The sequence below is a fragment of the Pelagerythrobacter marensis genome (assembly GCF_036700095.1).
Classification (GTDB): domain Bacteria; phylum Pseudomonadota; class Alphaproteobacteria; order Sphingomonadales; family Sphingomonadaceae; genus Pelagerythrobacter; species Pelagerythrobacter marensis_A.
Map to the genome: position 1 here is coordinate 2,489,671 of NZ_CP144918.1, position 15,294 is coordinate 2,504,964.

Here is a 15,294-nt window from a genome sequence, read left to right on the forward strand (position 1 = left end):
TAAGCTCGGATCGCGCTTCGCGTGCAGCTGAGCATTTTCTTCGGCAATCCGCGCTGTCACGGCTCCGCCGCGTTGCAATCAAATTGATGCGCAGCAATCAATCAAACAACAGGTTCGGCTTCTGATGCCCAAACGCACTGACATCTCCTCGATCCTCGTTATCGGCGCCGGGCCGATCATTATCGGCCAGGCCTGCGAGTTCGATTATTCGGGCACGCAGGCGATCAAGGCGCTGAAGGAGGAGGGCTATCGCGTCATCCTCGTCAACTCCAACCCGGCGACGATCATGACCGATCCCGAGTTCGCCGACGCGACCTATGTCGAGCCGATCACGCCCGAGATCGTCGAGAAGATCATCGCGAAGGAGCGGCCAGACGCGCTGCTGCCGACGATGGGCGGGCAGACCGCGCTCAACTGCGCGCTTGCGCTGTTCAACGACGGCACGCTGGAGAAATACGGCGTCCAGATGATCGGCGCCGATGCCGACGCGATCGACAAGGCGGAAAACCGCCAGCGCTTTCGCGAGGCGATGGACAAGATCGGGCTGGAATCCGCGCGCAGCGGCGTGGCCAACACGCTGGACGAGGCTTTCGCAGTGCTCGAACGCACCGGCCTGCCGGCGATCATCCGCCCCAGCTTCACGCTGGGCGGCACCGGGGGCGGGATCGCCTACAACAAGGCCGAGTTCGAGCAGATCGTACGCGAAGGGCTCGACGCCAGCCCCACGACCGAGGTTCTGATCGAGGAATCGCTGCTCGGCTGGAAGGAATACGAGATGGAAGTCGTGCGCGACCGGCACGACAATGCCATCATCATTTGCTCGATCGAGAACGTCGATCCGATGGGCGTCCACACCGGCGACAGCATCACTGTCGCCCCGGCGCTGACCCTCACCGACAAGGAATACCAGATTATGCGGTCGGCCAGCATCGCGGTGCTGCGCGAGATCGGCGTGGAGACGGGCGGGTCGAATGTGCAGTTCGCGGTCAATCCCGCCGACGGCCGCCTGATCGTGATCGAGATGAACCCGCGCGTCTCGCGCTCCTCCGCGCTCGCATCGAAGGCCACCGGCTTCCCGATCGCCCGCGTCGCGGCCAAGCTGGCGGTCGGCTATACGCTGGACGAGATCACCAACGAGATCACCGGCGCGACCCCGGCCAGTTTCGAGCCGACGATCGACTATGTCGTGACCAAGATCCCCCGCTTCGCCTTCGAGAAGTTCAAGGGTGCGAAGACCGAGCTTTCGACCGCGATGAAGTCGGTCGGCGAGGTCATGGCCATCGGCCGCAATTTCCAGGAATCGATGCAGAAGGCGCTGCGCGGCCTCGAAACCGGGCTGGACGGGTTCAATGGCGTGCCGGAGCTGGAAGGCGCCGATCGCGAGACGATCACGACCGCGCTCAGCCGCCGCACGCACGACCGGCTGCTGAAAGTCGCCCAGGCGATGCGCGAAGGCTTCTCGGTCGAGGATATCCAGGCGATTACCGGATACGATCCGTGGTTCCTGCGCCAGATCGCCGCCATCGTCGCGGCCGAGAAGGACGTGAGCGAGAACGGGCTTCCGAGGGATGCGGAGAGCCTGCACCGGCTGAAGGCTATGGGCTTTTCCGACCGCCGCCTGGCCAAGCTGGCCGTGCGCTCGGTGGGGGTTGCCGGGGGGCTGGCGGAGACCCAGGCCACTCGTTCCGGCCTGCTACACGATACCGTGCGCGCCATGGCTGGCGCGACCAGCGAGGAAGAAGTCCGCAAGCTGCGCCGCAAGCTGGGCGTCCTGCCCGTTTTCAAGCGGATCGATTCCTGCGCTGCCGAGTTCGAGGCGGTCACGCCCTACATGTATTCGACGTACGAGAAGCCGAGTTTCGGCGAGGGCGAGGACGAGGCCCGGCCGAGCGACCGGCGCAAGATCGTGATCCTCGGCGGCGGGCCGAACCGGATCGGGCAGGGCATCGAGTTCGATTACTGCTGCGTCCACGCCTGCTTCGCGCTCAACGAAGCGGGCTACGAAACGATCATGGTCAACTGCAACCCGGAAACGGTGAGCACCGACTACGACACTTCGGATCGCCTCTATTTCGAACCGCTCACTGCCGAGGATGTGCTGGAAATCCTGCGGGTGGAGCAGCAGAGCGGCGAGCTGGTCGGCGTCATCGTCCAGTTCGGCGGACAGACTCCGCTCAAGCTGGCGCAGGCGCTGGAGGATGAAGGGATCCCGATCCTCGGCACCAGTCCCGACGCGATCGACCTGGCCGAAGATCGCGAGCGCTTCGCCAAGCTGGTCAACCAGCTGAAGCTCAAACAGCCGCTCAACGGTATCGCCAAGAGCCGCGACGAAGCCGCGGCGGTGGCGGCGCGCATCGGCTATCCGGTGCTGCTGCGCCCCAGCTACGTGCTCGGCGGTCGCGCGATGGAGATCGTCGACAGCGAGGCGCAGCTCGACGACTATATTGCCACTGCGGTCCACGTCTCGGGCGACAGCCCGGTGCTGGTCGACCAGTACTTGCGCGACGCGATCGAATGCGATGTGGATGCCCTGTGCGACGGCGAGGAAGTGCGCATCGCCGGCGTCATGCAGCATATCGAGGAAGCCGGGGTCCACTCGGGCGACAGCGCCTGCACCTTGCCGCCCTATTCGCTTCCGCCGGAAATCGTCGAGGAGATGGAGCGCCAGGCGGAGGCCCTGGCCAAGGCGCTCAAGGTCGTCGGCCTGATGAACGTCCAGTTCGCGGTCAAGGATGGCGAGGTCTATCTGATCGAGGTGAATCCGCGCGCCAGCCGCACCGTGCCTTTCGTGGCCAAGGCCATCGGGCAGCCGGTGGCCAAGATAGCCGCCCGGGTGATGGCGGGCGAGCCGCTGTCCTCGTTCCCCCCGTTCCGCCGCGATTTCGATTACATGGCGGTGAAGGAGGCGGTTTTCCCGTTCACCCGCTTCCCCGGTTCGGACCCGATCCTGACCCCGGAAATGCGCTCCACGGGCGAAGTCATGGGGATCGATCGCGACTTCCCCGCTGCGTTCCTCAAATCGCAACTCGGCGCCGGGGCGCGCTTGCCCGAGGCCGGAACGGTGTTCGTTTCGGTCAAGGACAGCGACAAGGCGATCATCCTGCCTGCGATCCAGTCGCTGATCGAGCAAGGGTTCGACGTGATCGCGACCGCGGGCACACAGGCCTATCTGGCGGAGCAGGGCCTGCCGGTGGAACGGGTCAACAAAGTGGCGCAGGGGCAGCCGCATATCGTCGACAGGATGATCGACCGCGAGGTTGCGCTGGTGTTCAACACGACCGAAGGGTGGCAGAGCCTGATCGATTCGAAATCGATCCGCGCGACGGCGCTGGAAATGAAAATCCCCTACTACACCACCGCCGCAGCCTCGCTTGCGGCGGCGAAGGCGATTCGCGCGGTCCGGGCCAGCCAGCTTGAAGTGCGGCCGTTGCAAGACTATTATAGCTGAAACAACCCGCGTTCTCTCCCGAACATTCCGCCCGCACAGCCGCCGCCTCCCGACGGAGGGGCAGAGGGCGGAATTGCCGTGGCAGGGACGCATGGAGGAAAGACGCGATGGCTACCATGGAAAAGGTCCCGATGCTGGCAGAAGGTTACGAGCGGCTGACCGCCGACCTGAAGCAGCTGCGCGCGGAACGCCCGAAAATCGTCGACGCGATCGAGGAAGCGCGCGCGCATGGCGACCTCTCGGAAAATGCCGAGTATCACGCTGCGAAGGAACGCCAGGGCCAGGTCGAGGCGCAGATCGCCGAGATCGAGGATCGCGTCAGCCGCGCGCAGATCATCGACCCGACCACGCTGTCGGGCGACAAGATCGTTTTCGGGGCCACTGTGACCCTGCTCGACGACGACGACAAGCCGGTGAAATACCAGATCGTCGGCCAGACCGAAGCCGACGCCAACAGAGGCCGGATCAGCTACAATTCGCCCCTGGGGCGCGCGCTGATCGGCAAATCGGTCGGCGACGAGATCGAAGTGACCGTGCCGTCGGGCGACAAGTTCTACCTGGTCGACAAGATCGAGTTCATCTGACCCCCCAAGGGCCTCCTGAGGGACGCAGCAGGGGCCTGGCAATAGCGGGAAGCGTCCAGGCCCGCGCTCGGCGGCGCAGCGGCGCACACGCGGGCCCCAAGGGCGCCTGAGCGCTCTTGGGGCGCAGGCTCCCCGTTACACTTCCGGCGTCAGCAAACGATGCAGGTGAACGATGACGTATTTCATTTCGGCATCGTCGACTGTCCGCTGGGCGTTGGCACGCCAGGCTTCGACCGCGTTGTCGTAATCGCTGAACACGCCCACGACGTGAATGCTTTCGGGGTCCTGGAACTCGAGGGTTCGCGGATCTTTGACACGCCCGCCCATGACGAGGTGCAGGCGCTGTCTGGTTTCGGTTTCTTCCATGTCGTTATTCCCGGGGCCATGAGGAGGGGTGGGGGAGAACGGCGCGGCCCATAAAGCAAACGGCGCGGCAGGCAAGCCTGACGCGCCGCTGCGAAAAGTCCGGCCGCTCGTTCACTGCGCGATGCGCGTTCGCAGATCCCGCATCCGGCGGCCGGTCTTCTTCCCGACATCCCTGGTCAGCCGGCGGGCGGATTCGCGCACCGTCTCGCTTTGCGCGCCCGCTTCGCGGCGCAAGTCGCGCGCACCGTCGCCGATCGCATCGCCCAGATCTTCCAGCCGGTCGCCGCCCGCGCGGGCCGCATGGCCGAGGCTGTCCAGCAGCGAGGCGCCATAGGCCGTGCCAAGCTCCGCCAGCATCGCTGCAAGCGCCGATCCGCGCTGTGTCGCCCTTCTGCGCATCCGCCGTCCCGGGCCCGGGACGATACTCGCGATAAGGACACCGACGGCCACACCGCCCGCGACCGTGGCGATCGGGTGTTCCTTCACGAATGCCGTGGCACTGTCGCGCGCATCGCGCGCATAGTCGGCCACTGTGCGGTCGGCATGCCGCTGCTGACCCGCTTCGATGCGATTCTTGAGCTCTTCGCGCTTTTCTGTGTCGGCCATAGCCCTCTATCTCCGTTGAATTTTGTGCTTCGACGAACGAACGGACTCACGCGTCTTCGGGTTCCGCATCGTCGGGTTCCGCATCGTCGCCGTCATCTCTGCCGGAAAACAGGGCAATGAGCGGATTGCGCGAAAACCACAGAGCAACCGCCGCCAGCAGGGCCACCAAAACGCCGCGGTTGTCCTTCGCAAGGTTCGAGGCTTCGTCGAGCACGTCGCTCGCACGCTCGGTCACGCGATCCAGCAGCCGGGTGCCCACGCTCCTGGCGTTCAGATCGGCCTGCAAATGCGCCACGTCGGCCTTCACAAGGGCGAGCGCCGCGTCGCGCAATGTGCGATCCTCGATCATCCGGCGTTCGATCTCGCTCACTTTCCATCGTCTCCGAAACTTCTGCCGGCAGCGCGGAACTGATTGATCGCGCTGCGCGTCAGGACGATCCCGCCGACGAGCAATACGCCCGTGACGGCGGCGATCGCTCCCCACACGGTAAGCAGGGGGCTGAGTGCTATCACCAGGCCCACGACCATGCCGATCAGGGCGAGGTGGATCATCGCGAATGCTGCCAGCCCCCGGACGACCCCGCGCTTGCCCTTGTCGGCAACGAAAGCGGCGCGGCTCTTCTGAAAGGCCTTCTCGGCTTCCAGATAGGTTTTGCCGTCTTCGAGAAGCGCGAGGATATCTTCGGTGAGCGAGACGCCCGCCGGCGCTTCCGCATCGGCGGGCCTCTCTTCACCGTCCTGCCCGTCGGGCAGGGGCTCGTTATCCGTGATTGCCACGCTGGGGTGCAGAATCAGTCGCGGCGGCCGCGGAGCATCCGGGCCAGCATGAAGCCCGCGACGGCGGCCACGCCGACCGCGAGGCCCGGGCTCTTGCGGACGACTTCGCGGGCGTCTTCACCCAGTTCGTCCACGCTCTTCGCGTCCAGCTTGACCGAGGCGTCCTGCAAGCTGCGCGAGGCCTTGCGGGCATATTCGCCGTATTGCGAACCGAATTTCTCGTCGATCGCGGCGGCGTTCTCGGCCACCATCCGGCTCAACGACGACAGCGCCTCGCTCGCCTTGGTCTTGCCTTCGGTGGCAAGTTCCTTGCCCTTGTCCCTGGCCTGCTCGCCATAGGCCTTCGCTTCGACAACCCAGTCGTCGGAACGGTCGCGGGCCTTGTCGCGATAGGCGGAGGCGCGATTGGCGGCCTCGGCCTTCAGCGCGGCCGCGCCGGCCTTGGCTTCCTCCAGCGCGGAATTGAACCGCGACTTGGCTTCGGTGCGGTGGTCCGCCGCAGGGGCTGCCGCCGAAGTCTTCTTCGCGGTGGAAGCGGAGCCGGCGGCCGGTTTTCTGGTGGTCTTCTTCTTGGTGGTGGGGGGTGTCGCGTCAGCCATGTTCTCGTTCCTTAATCCCTCGATATATTCGCAGCGCGCAGCCGTCGTCGGCGCAATAGCCGCTCAGATTGCCAACGCAACTTGCGCCGCATAGTTCCGGCGCATAGAGGGACGCCAGACATCCGATATTGGGGGTGTCATAGCCTATTACAACACCTGTCATTCCCGGAGCGCCCAATGACCGCCATCATCGACCTTCACGGCCGCGAAATCCTCGACAGCCGGGGCAATCCGACGGTCGAAGTGGACGTGCTGCTCGAAGACGGCAGCTTCGGCCGGGCGGCGGTCCCGTCCGGTGCGTCGACCGGCGCGCACGAGGCGGTCGAACTGCGCGACGGGGACAAGGCGCGCTATCTCGGCAAGGGCGTGACGAAGGCGGTCGATGCCGTGAACGGCGAGATTGCCGACACCTTGCTGGGTCTGGATGCGGAGGATCAGCGCGACATCGACCTGGCAATGATCGCGCTGGACGGCAGCGGCAACAAGGGGCGCCTCGGCGCCAACGCCATCCTGGGCGTCAGCCTGGCCGTGGCCAAGGCGGCTGCCAATACACGCGGCCTGCCGCTCTTCAGCTACGTCGGCGGCGTTTCGGCGCATGTCCTCCCGGTCCCGATGATGAACATCATCAACGGCGGCGAGCACGCCGACAATCCGATCGACATCCAGGAATTCATGATCATGCCGATCGGCGCCGAAACCCTGGCCGATGGGGTGCGCTGGGGCGCCGAGGTGTTCCACACGCTCAAGAAAGGGCTGGCGCAGAAAGGCCTCTCCACCGCGGTCGGCGACGAAGGCGGTTTCGCGCCCGATCTCGCCAGCACGCGGGCGGCGCTCGATTTCATCATGCGCTCGATCGAGGAGGCCGGCTTTCGCCCGGGCGACGACGTCGCACTGGCGCTCGACTGCGCCTCGACCGAATTCTTCACCGATGGTCGCTACGACCTTGCGGGCGAGGAAATTTCGCTCACCCCGACCGAAATGGCCGACTATCTGGCGAAGCTCTGCGCCGATTACCCGATCCGCTCGATCGAAGACGGGATGAGCGAGGACGATTTCGAGGGATGGAAGGCTCTGACGGACCTGGTGGGCGACAAAGTCCAGCTCGTCGGCGACGATCTTTTCGTCACCAATCCCGAGCGCCTGCGAATGGGAATCGACAAGGGGCTGGCGAACTCGCTGCTGGTGAAAGTCAACCAGATCGGCACGCTCACCGAAACGCTGGAAGCGGTCGATATCGCGACCCGCGCCGGATATACTTCGGTCATGAGCCATCGTTCCGGCGAAACCGAGGATGCGACGATCGCCGATCTCGCGGTGGCCACCAACTGCGGCCAGATCAAGACCGGCTCGCTCGCCCGTTCGGACCGCCTCGCCAAGTACAATCAGCTGGTCCGTATCGAGGAAGAGCTGGGCGACAGCGCGCGCTATGCCGGCGGCGCCTGTTTCGGTCGCTTGTCCCGTTGATCCAGCGGAAGCGGGAGGAAGGCGCTGCGCGGGCCAGTGCCGTCTCGATGAAATCTAGCCGTCGACGTCGCGCTCGGCCTCTTCCTCCAGCTCTTCCAGTTTTTCGAGCTTGCGCCTGTTTCGCGGGCTCAGGAGATACTGCCAGACGCCCCAGGCGTTGATGGCGAGCAGTATCGCGTTCATCGCGGCGATCGGCATGGCGCCGCTGGTCAGCCCGGACACGATCCAGGTGATCGCCACAGCGCAGAAAAGAACGAACCCCCACCCGGTAGCCTTGCGGCCCAGATCGGCTGCGATCAGGCCTGCCGCGATCATCGTGCCGATCGCCGCGATCCATTCCAGCGGGCCGTTCACATCCGCGGCTCCGCGTATCCGGGCCGGTGGTTCACGCGAACTTGCCCTGCAGGTCGAGCATCGCGATCGCGGCGCGGGCCGCTTCGCCGCCCTTGTCCTTCTGCATCCTGTCCGCGCGGGCCAGAGCCTGTTGCTCGTTTTCCACGGTCAGAATGCCGTTGCCGATCGCAATGCCGTCCATCGTCAGCGCCATGATGCCGCGGGCGCTTTCGCCGGCGACGATTTCGAAATGATAGGTCTCGCCGCGAATGACGACACCGAGCGCCACGAACCCGTCGTACCGGCCGCTTTCGGCCGCGAGGGCAATGGCGCCGGGCACTTCCAGCGCGCCGGGAACGGCGATCACGTCGACCTCGTGCCCCGCAGCTTCCAGCACGCTGCGAGCACCGTCGAGGAGCATGTCGTTGAGATGTTCGTAAAACCGGGCCTCGATCACCAGAAAGCGTGCCATGCAAATCTCCGCATCACAATTGCCCGCGCGGTAGCACAAGCATGGCGCGGGGGAAGAGGGCGACCGGCGGAAAATCGTGGACGCACCGGTCACCTGAATCTGAGTTCGCCTCGTCGTTCCTGGCAGAAGCGCTTGACGGAGGCGAGGATCTCGTCAGCGGACATGGTCCAGTGGCAGGCCTTCGGGTTTTCGTTGCGAGTCCCGATGAATGCGAGAGGCCATCTTCGAGCTTGGCGGGGGACCGAGCCGGTGATGACGACGTGCGCGGCGCGCCAGTGCCGCGACGCCTGGCGGCACTGTAAAGCCAGCCAGGTCACAGCCAAGATTCTGAGTCGGCGGAAGCTGTTGCTCGCAGCGCAACAGTTGTCGCCGATAGAGCGATACCGCTCTCCTCGCGGTCGAAGCTAGGTGCGCCTGCGAAATCGCCAGTTCGGGGGCAACGATGATTCGCGTATTTCTGCTGACCACCGCCGCTTTCCTTGCATCTGAGGCGAATGCCCGGGAAGCCGGGATCGACTCTTCGAATGTCGACGAGATCGTGGTGACCGGCACGCGCACCGAGGGGCGCGCCGCCGTGGAATCCTCCGCACCGATCGATATCGCCGGCGGCGAGGAGATCCTCGAAAGCGGCTATCCGGATCTGGGCCGCGCGCTCAATTTCCTCGAGCCCGGCGTGAACTTCGCACGCGCAGCCACGACGGCGACCGCGGCCAACACCCGGCCGGTCACACTGCGCGGGCTCTCGCCCGACCAGACATTGGTGCTCGTCAACGGCAAGCGCTGGCACGCGAATGCCGTGCTCAACGTCAACAACAGCATCGGCCGCGGGTCCGCCGGGGTCGATCTCGACACCATCCCGCAAAGCGGGATCGAACGGATCGAAGTGCTGCGCGACGGGGCAGCGGCGCAATATGGCTCGGACGCGATTGCGGGCGTCGTCAACATTATCCTGAAGTCGAACGCGTCGGGTGGCTACGGCGAGCTGCTTGCCGGCATCACCGAGGAAGGCGATGGCGCGAACGGAATGGCGACCGTTAGCGCCGGCTTCGGCCTGGGCCGCGGCGGTCATCTGACTCTGACCGCGCTTGCCCGGGGGCAGGAGGCGACCAATCGCGCATTCGTCGATCAGCGCTTCGACCGCGTGACCTATCGCATCGGCGATCCCGAGGCGCGTGTCGCCAATCTCGCCTTCGACGCCGGGCTGCCGCTGGGCACGGCCGAACTCTATGCGTTCGGCGCAGTCACACGGAAGATTTCGAACAATGCCGCGGGTTTCCGCGTACCGGGCTTCTCGCCGCTGTACCCGGACGGCTTCCTGCCGATCATCGAGCCGCGGATTTGGGATTTCGGCGGAACCGTCGGCGTCAGGACGGACTTCGGCCGCCTGCGCGCCGATCTGAGCTATGGCTATGGCGAGAACCAGGCGGATTTCCGTGTCCGCGACACCGCCAATGTGTCCCTGGGCCTGGAGAGCCCCACCAGCTTCGATTCCGGCGGTGTCACCTATGGACAGCATGTCGGCGATCTCGCCCTGTCGCTGCCGATCGAAGGCGTGCTGGCGGGCGGCAACATCGCAGCGGGCGGGCAATATCGGAGCGAGCGATACAGCATTCGCAGCGGTGAACCGCAGGCCTATTTCGGTCTCGGTGCGGCCGGCTTTGCGGGCTTCAACCCGAGCAATCCGACCGACGCGAAGCGCGACGCCTATGCCGCCTATCTCGACATCGAACTGCGGCCGGTAGAGGCGCTGCTGCTGGGCGGTGCGGTGCGCCATGACCATTATGACGATTTCGGGGGCGAGACGACCTGGCGCGCGACCGCGCGGCTCGACGCGGCTGACGGTATGGCGTTGCGCGGCACGATCGGCACCGGCTTCAAGGCGCCGTCGCTTCAGCAGCAATATTTCAGCGCGGTGCAGGGTGCGACCAGCCAGGGGCAGCTCGTCACCGTCGGCACGCTGCCTGTCGCCGATCCGGTGGCGCGTGCGCTGGGGGCCAGCGATCTCAAACCCGAGCGTTCGCGCAACACGACGGTCGGGGTGGTGTTCGGGCCGTTCGACGGCTTCGCCTTCACCGCCGACTGGTTCCGCATCCGCATTCGCGACCGGATCGCGCTGAGCGAGCAACTGGGCGGCGCGGCGGTGCAGGCGATCCTGGCGCAGGCCGGTATCACCGGTTATCAGCAGGTGCGCTTCTTCACCAACGCGGTCGATACGACGACCGAGGGCGTCGAAGTGACCGCGCGATGGCAGGGGAATCTCGGCCCCGAAACCCACGCATCGGTTCAACTCGGCTATGGCTGGTTCAAGTCGGAACTCGACAGGCTGCGGGCCAACCCGGTGCTGCCGTCGCTGCCGCTCCTGCGCACCAAGTCGATTCTGTTCCTGACCGAAGCCCAGCCGCGCGACAAGTTCACCGCGCAGGCAAGTCTTGCGCATGGGGCCTTCGACCTGCGTGCCAATGTGGCGGCGTTCGGCACCTACACCTCGGCGCCGCTCATCGGTGCGCAGATATTCGATGGCAAGGAAGTCGTCGATCTGGCCGCCGGCTATGCGGTGGCGGAGGATATCCGCTTCGTGCTCGGCGTGCAGAACCTGTTCGATGCCCGGCCCGACGAGATCGACGGGCAGGATCTCGTGATCGGCGCAACCGGCGGCAGTTTTCCCACCGGCGAGGAAACGCCGATCGGACTCAACGGCCGATCCTACTACGCCCGGCTGACGGCGCGCTTCTGATGCTCGACCGGCGACGACTTCTGGGGCGCGCGGCGGCGCTCGCCGCGATGCAGTTTCTCGCCGGGGGCATGCGTGCACGCCCCGCGCAAAGCCGGGTGCGGACCACGGTTGATCCCTTCGCACTCGGCGTCGCCTCCGGCGAGCCGACAGCGGATGGCTTCGTACTGTGGACGCGGATCGCCGGGATGACCGAGGACCGAACAGTCGGCTATGAGATTGCCGAGGATGCGGGTTTCCGCCGTATCGTCCGGCACGGACGCGCCCTTTCACCGGCGGCGCGCGGCGGCGCCGTGCATCTGGAAGTGCGCGGCCTCGAGCCGGGCCGCCCCTATTTCTATCGCTTCCATTTCGGCGAAGCGGTCAGCCGAACGGGGACTGTCGCCACGATCGCCCCAGCGCCGGAGCGGTTGCGCCTGGCTCTGACCTCGTGCCAGCATTGGGAACATGGGTGGTTCTCCGCCTATCGCGACATGATCGCGGCCGGGGTGGAGGCCGTGCTGCAGGTCGGCGACTACATCTACGAACGCTCGTTCGGCGCGGGTCCGAACGTGCGCAGCTTCGGCGCGGGCGATCCGCAGACGCTCGAGGACTATCGCGCCCGCCACGCGCTCTATCGCAGCGATCCCGATCTCGCCGCGGCGCATGCGGCGATGCCGTTCCTGGTCAGCTGGGACGATCACGAGGTCGAAAACGATTATTTGGCCGATCGCGCCGGCTATACCGCCGATCCGCAGGCGTTCGTCCGCCGGCGAGCCGCCGCCTATCGCGCCTATTTCGAGCATATGCCGCTGCGCCCCTCCGCGCTCCGCCCCGGCGGCGAAGTACGGCTCTATCGCAGCACCTCCTGGGGCGATCTTGCGGCAGCGCACATTCTCGACACGCGCCAGTATCGGACGCCAAGCGCCTGCATTGCGGAGGGCGAGACAGCGGGTGGGCCGATCGCCCGCTGTGCACGGGCCGGCGAGGACGTAGGGTCGATGCTGGGGCCCGCACAGGAGGCCTGGTTCGCGCGGACGGTCGCGGAGCGACCGGTGCGCTGGTCGTTGGTGACCCAGCAGACGCTGTTCGCCCGACTGGCGCTGCCCGAGGGTCCGAACTCTCTCTATCCGCAGTTCTGGGACGGCTATGCCGCCGCCCGCACCCGGATGCTCGATGCTCTGGAAGCCGCAAACACGCGCAATGCCGTGATCTTGGGCGGGGACGTGCATTCCTTCTGGATCAACGATGTGAAGCGGGATTTTGCGCGCTCCGATAGCGCTGCGGTTGCAACCGAAATCGTTACCAGTTGCCTTGCTTCGCACAACGGGCCGGAGGCGCTGTTCGGCCCGGCGCCGGCGCTCAACCCCCATGTGCGTTTTTTGAACAATACGCACGCCGGCTATGTCCTGCTGGACATTCGCCGCGATCGTATCGAGGGCATGCTGCGCGCCGTTTCCGACCTTGCCGACTCGCAGGCGACATGCCGTGAACTGCGCACCTTCACGATTGAGGACCGCCGGCCCGGCGCGCTGCTTTAGTCGAACGCCGGGACCGCCCCCGTTGTGTTCCGGCGCCGAGGAGAGCGGACGGCGCGGCAATCGCGAACATGGCGGGGATGGCAACGCCCATGGCGGCCTCCGGGTGCCGCCGACGATCAGGCGAGCATGGCGCACGCTGTGTCGCACAACCGTGACACTACGGGGTTACAGCGAAGCGATGCTTCGCAAGGCACCGCCACTCGAGTCGGTCGAAATCTTCGTCGCCGCAGCGCAGGGCAATAGCTTGCGCGCCGTCGGGCGCCGCCTTGCGCTCAGCCCGTCTGCAGTCAGCCGCCGGATTGCTGCGCTCGAGCAATTCCTGGGTACGCAACTGTTCGACCGCGCGGCCCAGTCGCTGGCCCTCAATGCCGTAGGCGAGCGCTATCTCGAGGACGTGGCCCCGGCGATCCGAAGCATCCAGAATGCGACCGAGGCAATCCGTCTGGGCGAGGCGCGCGCGCTGCGAGTCGCCACTTCGCACAGCCTCGGAGGCTGGCTCCTGTCGCATCTTCCGGCATTTCAGCGTGAGACGGGCGTGGATGTCGAGATCGCCGTCACTCGCGACGTTCAGACGCTCGCCAGCGGCGAAGTGCATCTCGCCATTTGGGGCGATCTTGCAGTGCCGGCCGGCATCGCTGCCGTACATCTGCTGACTCCCGAGACCGTCCCGGTCTGCGCACCGCACCTTGCCGACGGACGCGCCATGCCAACTGCGGAAGCCGAACTGCCTCATTACCCGCTCGTATCGGTCCGCCAGCCTGTCGGCCTGTGGGAGCGATGGTTCGCAATGGCCGGATTGGAATTGGAAACCGGCAAGCTCAACCTGCGGAGCTTCGACACGCTGCAACTCGCCTATGAAGCCGCAGCGGCCGGTTCGGGGATCACGCTTGCAATGCCGCTGATCTCGAACAGCTTCCTCGCCGGCGGGAGGCTGGTCGTTTGCACGCGCCGTGCCTTTCCGCTGGGAGCGAGCTATCAGTTGTTCCGATCGGTCGAACGGCCGCAACATCCTGCCGCCGACATCTTCACTCCCTGGCTCCGGGAGCAGATCGACAGGTCCGCTGCGGAGTTTCGAGGGATGCTCCAAGCCGCATAGTTCCTCTCGTTTCCCGCTTCGGGGTCTACGCCTTCGACGCGCAAGCGTGCGATCGGGGCCGGTCTCCAACTCGCAACGGTTTTGCGGCATCCTTTTTGCAGAAGAGGCTCTTTGCAGAAGGGGCCCCTTGCAGAAGGGGGAAATGCCATGAAGCTCGCAGTCTACAATGTCGAAAATCTGTTCGATCGCGCCAAGGCGATGAATCTTGCAAGCTGGGACGAAGGCCGCCCGGTGCTGGAGAAGTTCGCCGAGTTGAATCAACTGCTTGGCGAGATCGACTATACGCCTGCCGACAAGTCGCGCATGGTCGCGTTGATGCGGGAACTGGGGCTGGAAAAGTCCGACACCGGCCCCTTCGTCATCCTGCGCCGCAACCGGGGCGGCCTGTTGCGCCGGCCCAGGCCCGGCGGCATCGTGATCGAGGCAAACGGCCGTGCCGACTGGGTGGGATCGCTGGAACTGCGCTACGAACCGGTCAACGAACATGCGATGCGCAACACCGCGCGGGTAATGATCGACATTCAGGCTGACGTACTCGGAGTGGTCGAGGCCGAAAGCCGCCCGGTGCTGAGCGCCTTCAATACCGAAATCCTTCCCGCACTCGGCGGCGAGGCATTTCGGCACGTGATGCTGATCGACGGCAATGACGAGCGCGGCATCGATGTCGGTCTTATGAGCCGGGACGGCTATCCGATCGGAACGATGCGCAGCCATGTCGATGACAGGCTGCCGAACGGCCAACCCGTCTTCTCGCGCGACTGCCCGGAGTTCGAAGTGACGACGCCGAGCGGCAATCGGCTGCTGGTGCTGGTCAACCATCTCAAGAGCAAAGGCTATGGCGGCATGGCCGCGTCCAACGCGAAGCGGAAGGCGCAGGCCGAGCGGATCGCTCAGATCTATAAGAGTCTGATCGACAATGGTGAGACCAATGTCGCGATCATCGGCGACTTCAACGACACCCCCGCGAGCGCACCGCTTGCCCCACTGCTGGACGAGACCGATCTCAAGGACATTTTCGAGCACCCCGCTTTCGATGATGGCGGCTGGCCGGGCACTTATGGTCTGTGCAACGCCTCGAACAAGATCGACTATATCCTGCTCTCGCCCGGCCTGTTCGACCGCGTTCAGTCGGGCGGCGTATTCCGCAAGGGCATGTGGCCCGGCTCCCGACCGAGGCGCTGGGACGCCTATGCCGAAGTCAAGCGTCCGGCCGATGCAGGATCGGATCACGCCGCTCTCTGGGCGGAGATCGACATTTGATCGATGGTCCGGCCGCAAGGCAGTAAGCTCGTCGACCA

At 65.4% G+C, this 15,294-nt stretch carries 14 protein-coding genes; 7 read left to right on the forward strand and 7 right to left on the reverse strand.

What is annotated here, in order from left to right:
* The first annotated feature begins 124 nt into the window (after positions 1–124).
* Positions 125–3,448, forward strand: a complete 3,324-nt coding sequence (gene carB, locus V5F89_RS11820; RefSeq protein WP_338445828.1) for a carbamoyl-phosphate synthase large subunit — start codon at positions 125–127, stop codon at positions 3,446–3,448.
* Between the two features lie 107 nt (positions 3,449–3,555).
* A complete protein-coding gene (gene greA / locus V5F89_RS11825) occupies positions 3,556–4,032 on the forward strand; it encodes a transcription elongation factor GreA (RefSeq protein WP_338445829.1) in 477 nt (158 codons plus the stop codon).
* Between the two features lie 135 nt (positions 4,033–4,167).
* Here greA and V5F89_RS11830 read toward each other — a convergent pair whose 3' ends face one another.
* The 5 genes from V5F89_RS11830 to V5F89_RS11850 all read right to left on the reverse strand — a co-directional run bounded on the left by V5F89_RS11830 (position 4,168) and on the right by V5F89_RS11850 (position 6,380).
* On the reverse strand, positions 4,168–4,398 hold the full coding sequence (locus V5F89_RS11830) for a DUF4170 domain-containing protein (protein WP_338445830.1): 231 nt from the start codon (positions 4,396–4,398) through the stop codon (positions 4,168–4,170).
* Positions 4,399–4,509: 111 nt separating this feature from the next.
* Positions 4,510–5,004 carry a hypothetical protein gene (locus V5F89_RS11835; protein WP_338445831.1) on the reverse strand — a complete coding sequence of 165 codons (495 nt, stop codon included), beginning with the start codon at positions 5,002–5,004 and terminating at the stop codon, positions 4,510–4,512.
* A gap of 46 nt (positions 5,005–5,050) precedes the next feature.
* Entirely contained in the window at positions 5,051–5,374 is a 324-nt protein-coding gene (locus V5F89_RS11840) for a hypothetical protein (protein WP_338445832.1), read from the reverse strand.
* Positions 5,371–5,781 carry a phage holin family protein gene (locus V5F89_RS11845; protein WP_338445833.1) on the reverse strand — a complete coding sequence of 137 codons (411 nt, stop codon included), beginning with the start codon at positions 5,779–5,781 and terminating at the stop codon, positions 5,371–5,373. Before V5F89_RS11845 ends, V5F89_RS11840 begins: the two co-directional genes overlap by 4 nt.
* Before the next feature lie 14 nt (positions 5,782–5,795).
* Positions 5,796–6,380, reverse strand: a complete 585-nt coding sequence (locus V5F89_RS11850; RefSeq protein ID WP_338445834.1) for a hypothetical protein — start codon at positions 6,378–6,380, stop codon at positions 5,796–5,798.
* Positions 6,381–6,557: 177 nt separating this feature from the next.
* Here V5F89_RS11850 and eno point away from each other — a divergent pair, with 177 nt between their 5' ends.
* A complete protein-coding gene (gene eno, locus V5F89_RS11855; RefSeq protein WP_338445835.1) occupies positions 6,558–7,844 on the forward strand; it encodes a phosphopyruvate hydratase in 1,287 nt (428 codons plus the stop codon).
* A gap of 54 nt (positions 7,845–7,898) precedes the next feature.
* On the opposite strand, the gene V5F89_RS11860 is transcribed toward eno, so the two are convergent.
* Complete coding sequence (locus tag V5F89_RS11860) at positions 7,899–8,198, reverse strand: hypothetical protein (RefSeq protein WP_338445836.1); 300 nt, start codon at positions 8,196–8,198, stop codon at positions 7,899–7,901.
* Between the two features lie 31 nt (positions 8,199–8,229).
* Positions 8,230–8,649 carry a 6,7-dimethyl-8-ribityllumazine synthase gene (ribH, locus tag V5F89_RS11865; protein WP_338445837.1) on the reverse strand — a complete coding sequence of 140 codons (420 nt, stop codon included), beginning with the start codon at positions 8,647–8,649 and terminating at the stop codon, positions 8,230–8,232.
* A 442-nt stretch (positions 8,650–9,091) separates the two neighbouring features.
* Here ribH and V5F89_RS11870 point away from each other — a divergent pair, with 442 nt between their 5' ends.
* From V5F89_RS11870 to V5F89_RS11885, 4 genes are all read left to right on the forward strand, one after another.
* Positions 9,092–11,383 carry a TonB-dependent receptor gene (locus tag V5F89_RS11870; RefSeq protein ID WP_338445838.1) on the forward strand — a complete coding sequence of 764 codons (2,292 nt, stop codon included), beginning with the start codon at positions 9,092–9,094 and terminating at the stop codon, positions 11,381–11,383.
* Complete coding sequence (locus V5F89_RS11875; RefSeq protein WP_338445839.1) at positions 11,383–12,900, forward strand: alkaline phosphatase D family protein; 1,518 nt, start codon at positions 11,383–11,385, stop codon at positions 12,898–12,900. The genes V5F89_RS11870 and V5F89_RS11875 overlap by 1 nt, the downstream gene beginning before the upstream one ends.
* A 178-nt stretch (positions 12,901–13,078) precedes the next feature.
* Positions 13,079–13,996, forward strand: coding sequence for a LysR substrate-binding domain-containing protein (locus V5F89_RS11880; RefSeq protein WP_338445840.1), 918 nt, complete (start codon positions 13,079–13,081; stop codon positions 13,994–13,996).
* Positions 13,997–14,143: 147 nt separating this feature from the next.
* Positions 14,144–15,256 (forward strand): endonuclease/exonuclease/phosphatase family protein, encoded by a 1,113-nt coding sequence (locus V5F89_RS11885; protein ID WP_338445841.1) that lies wholly within the window; start codon positions 14,144–14,146, stop codon positions 15,254–15,256.
* Positions 15,257–15,294: the final 38 nt, after the last annotated feature.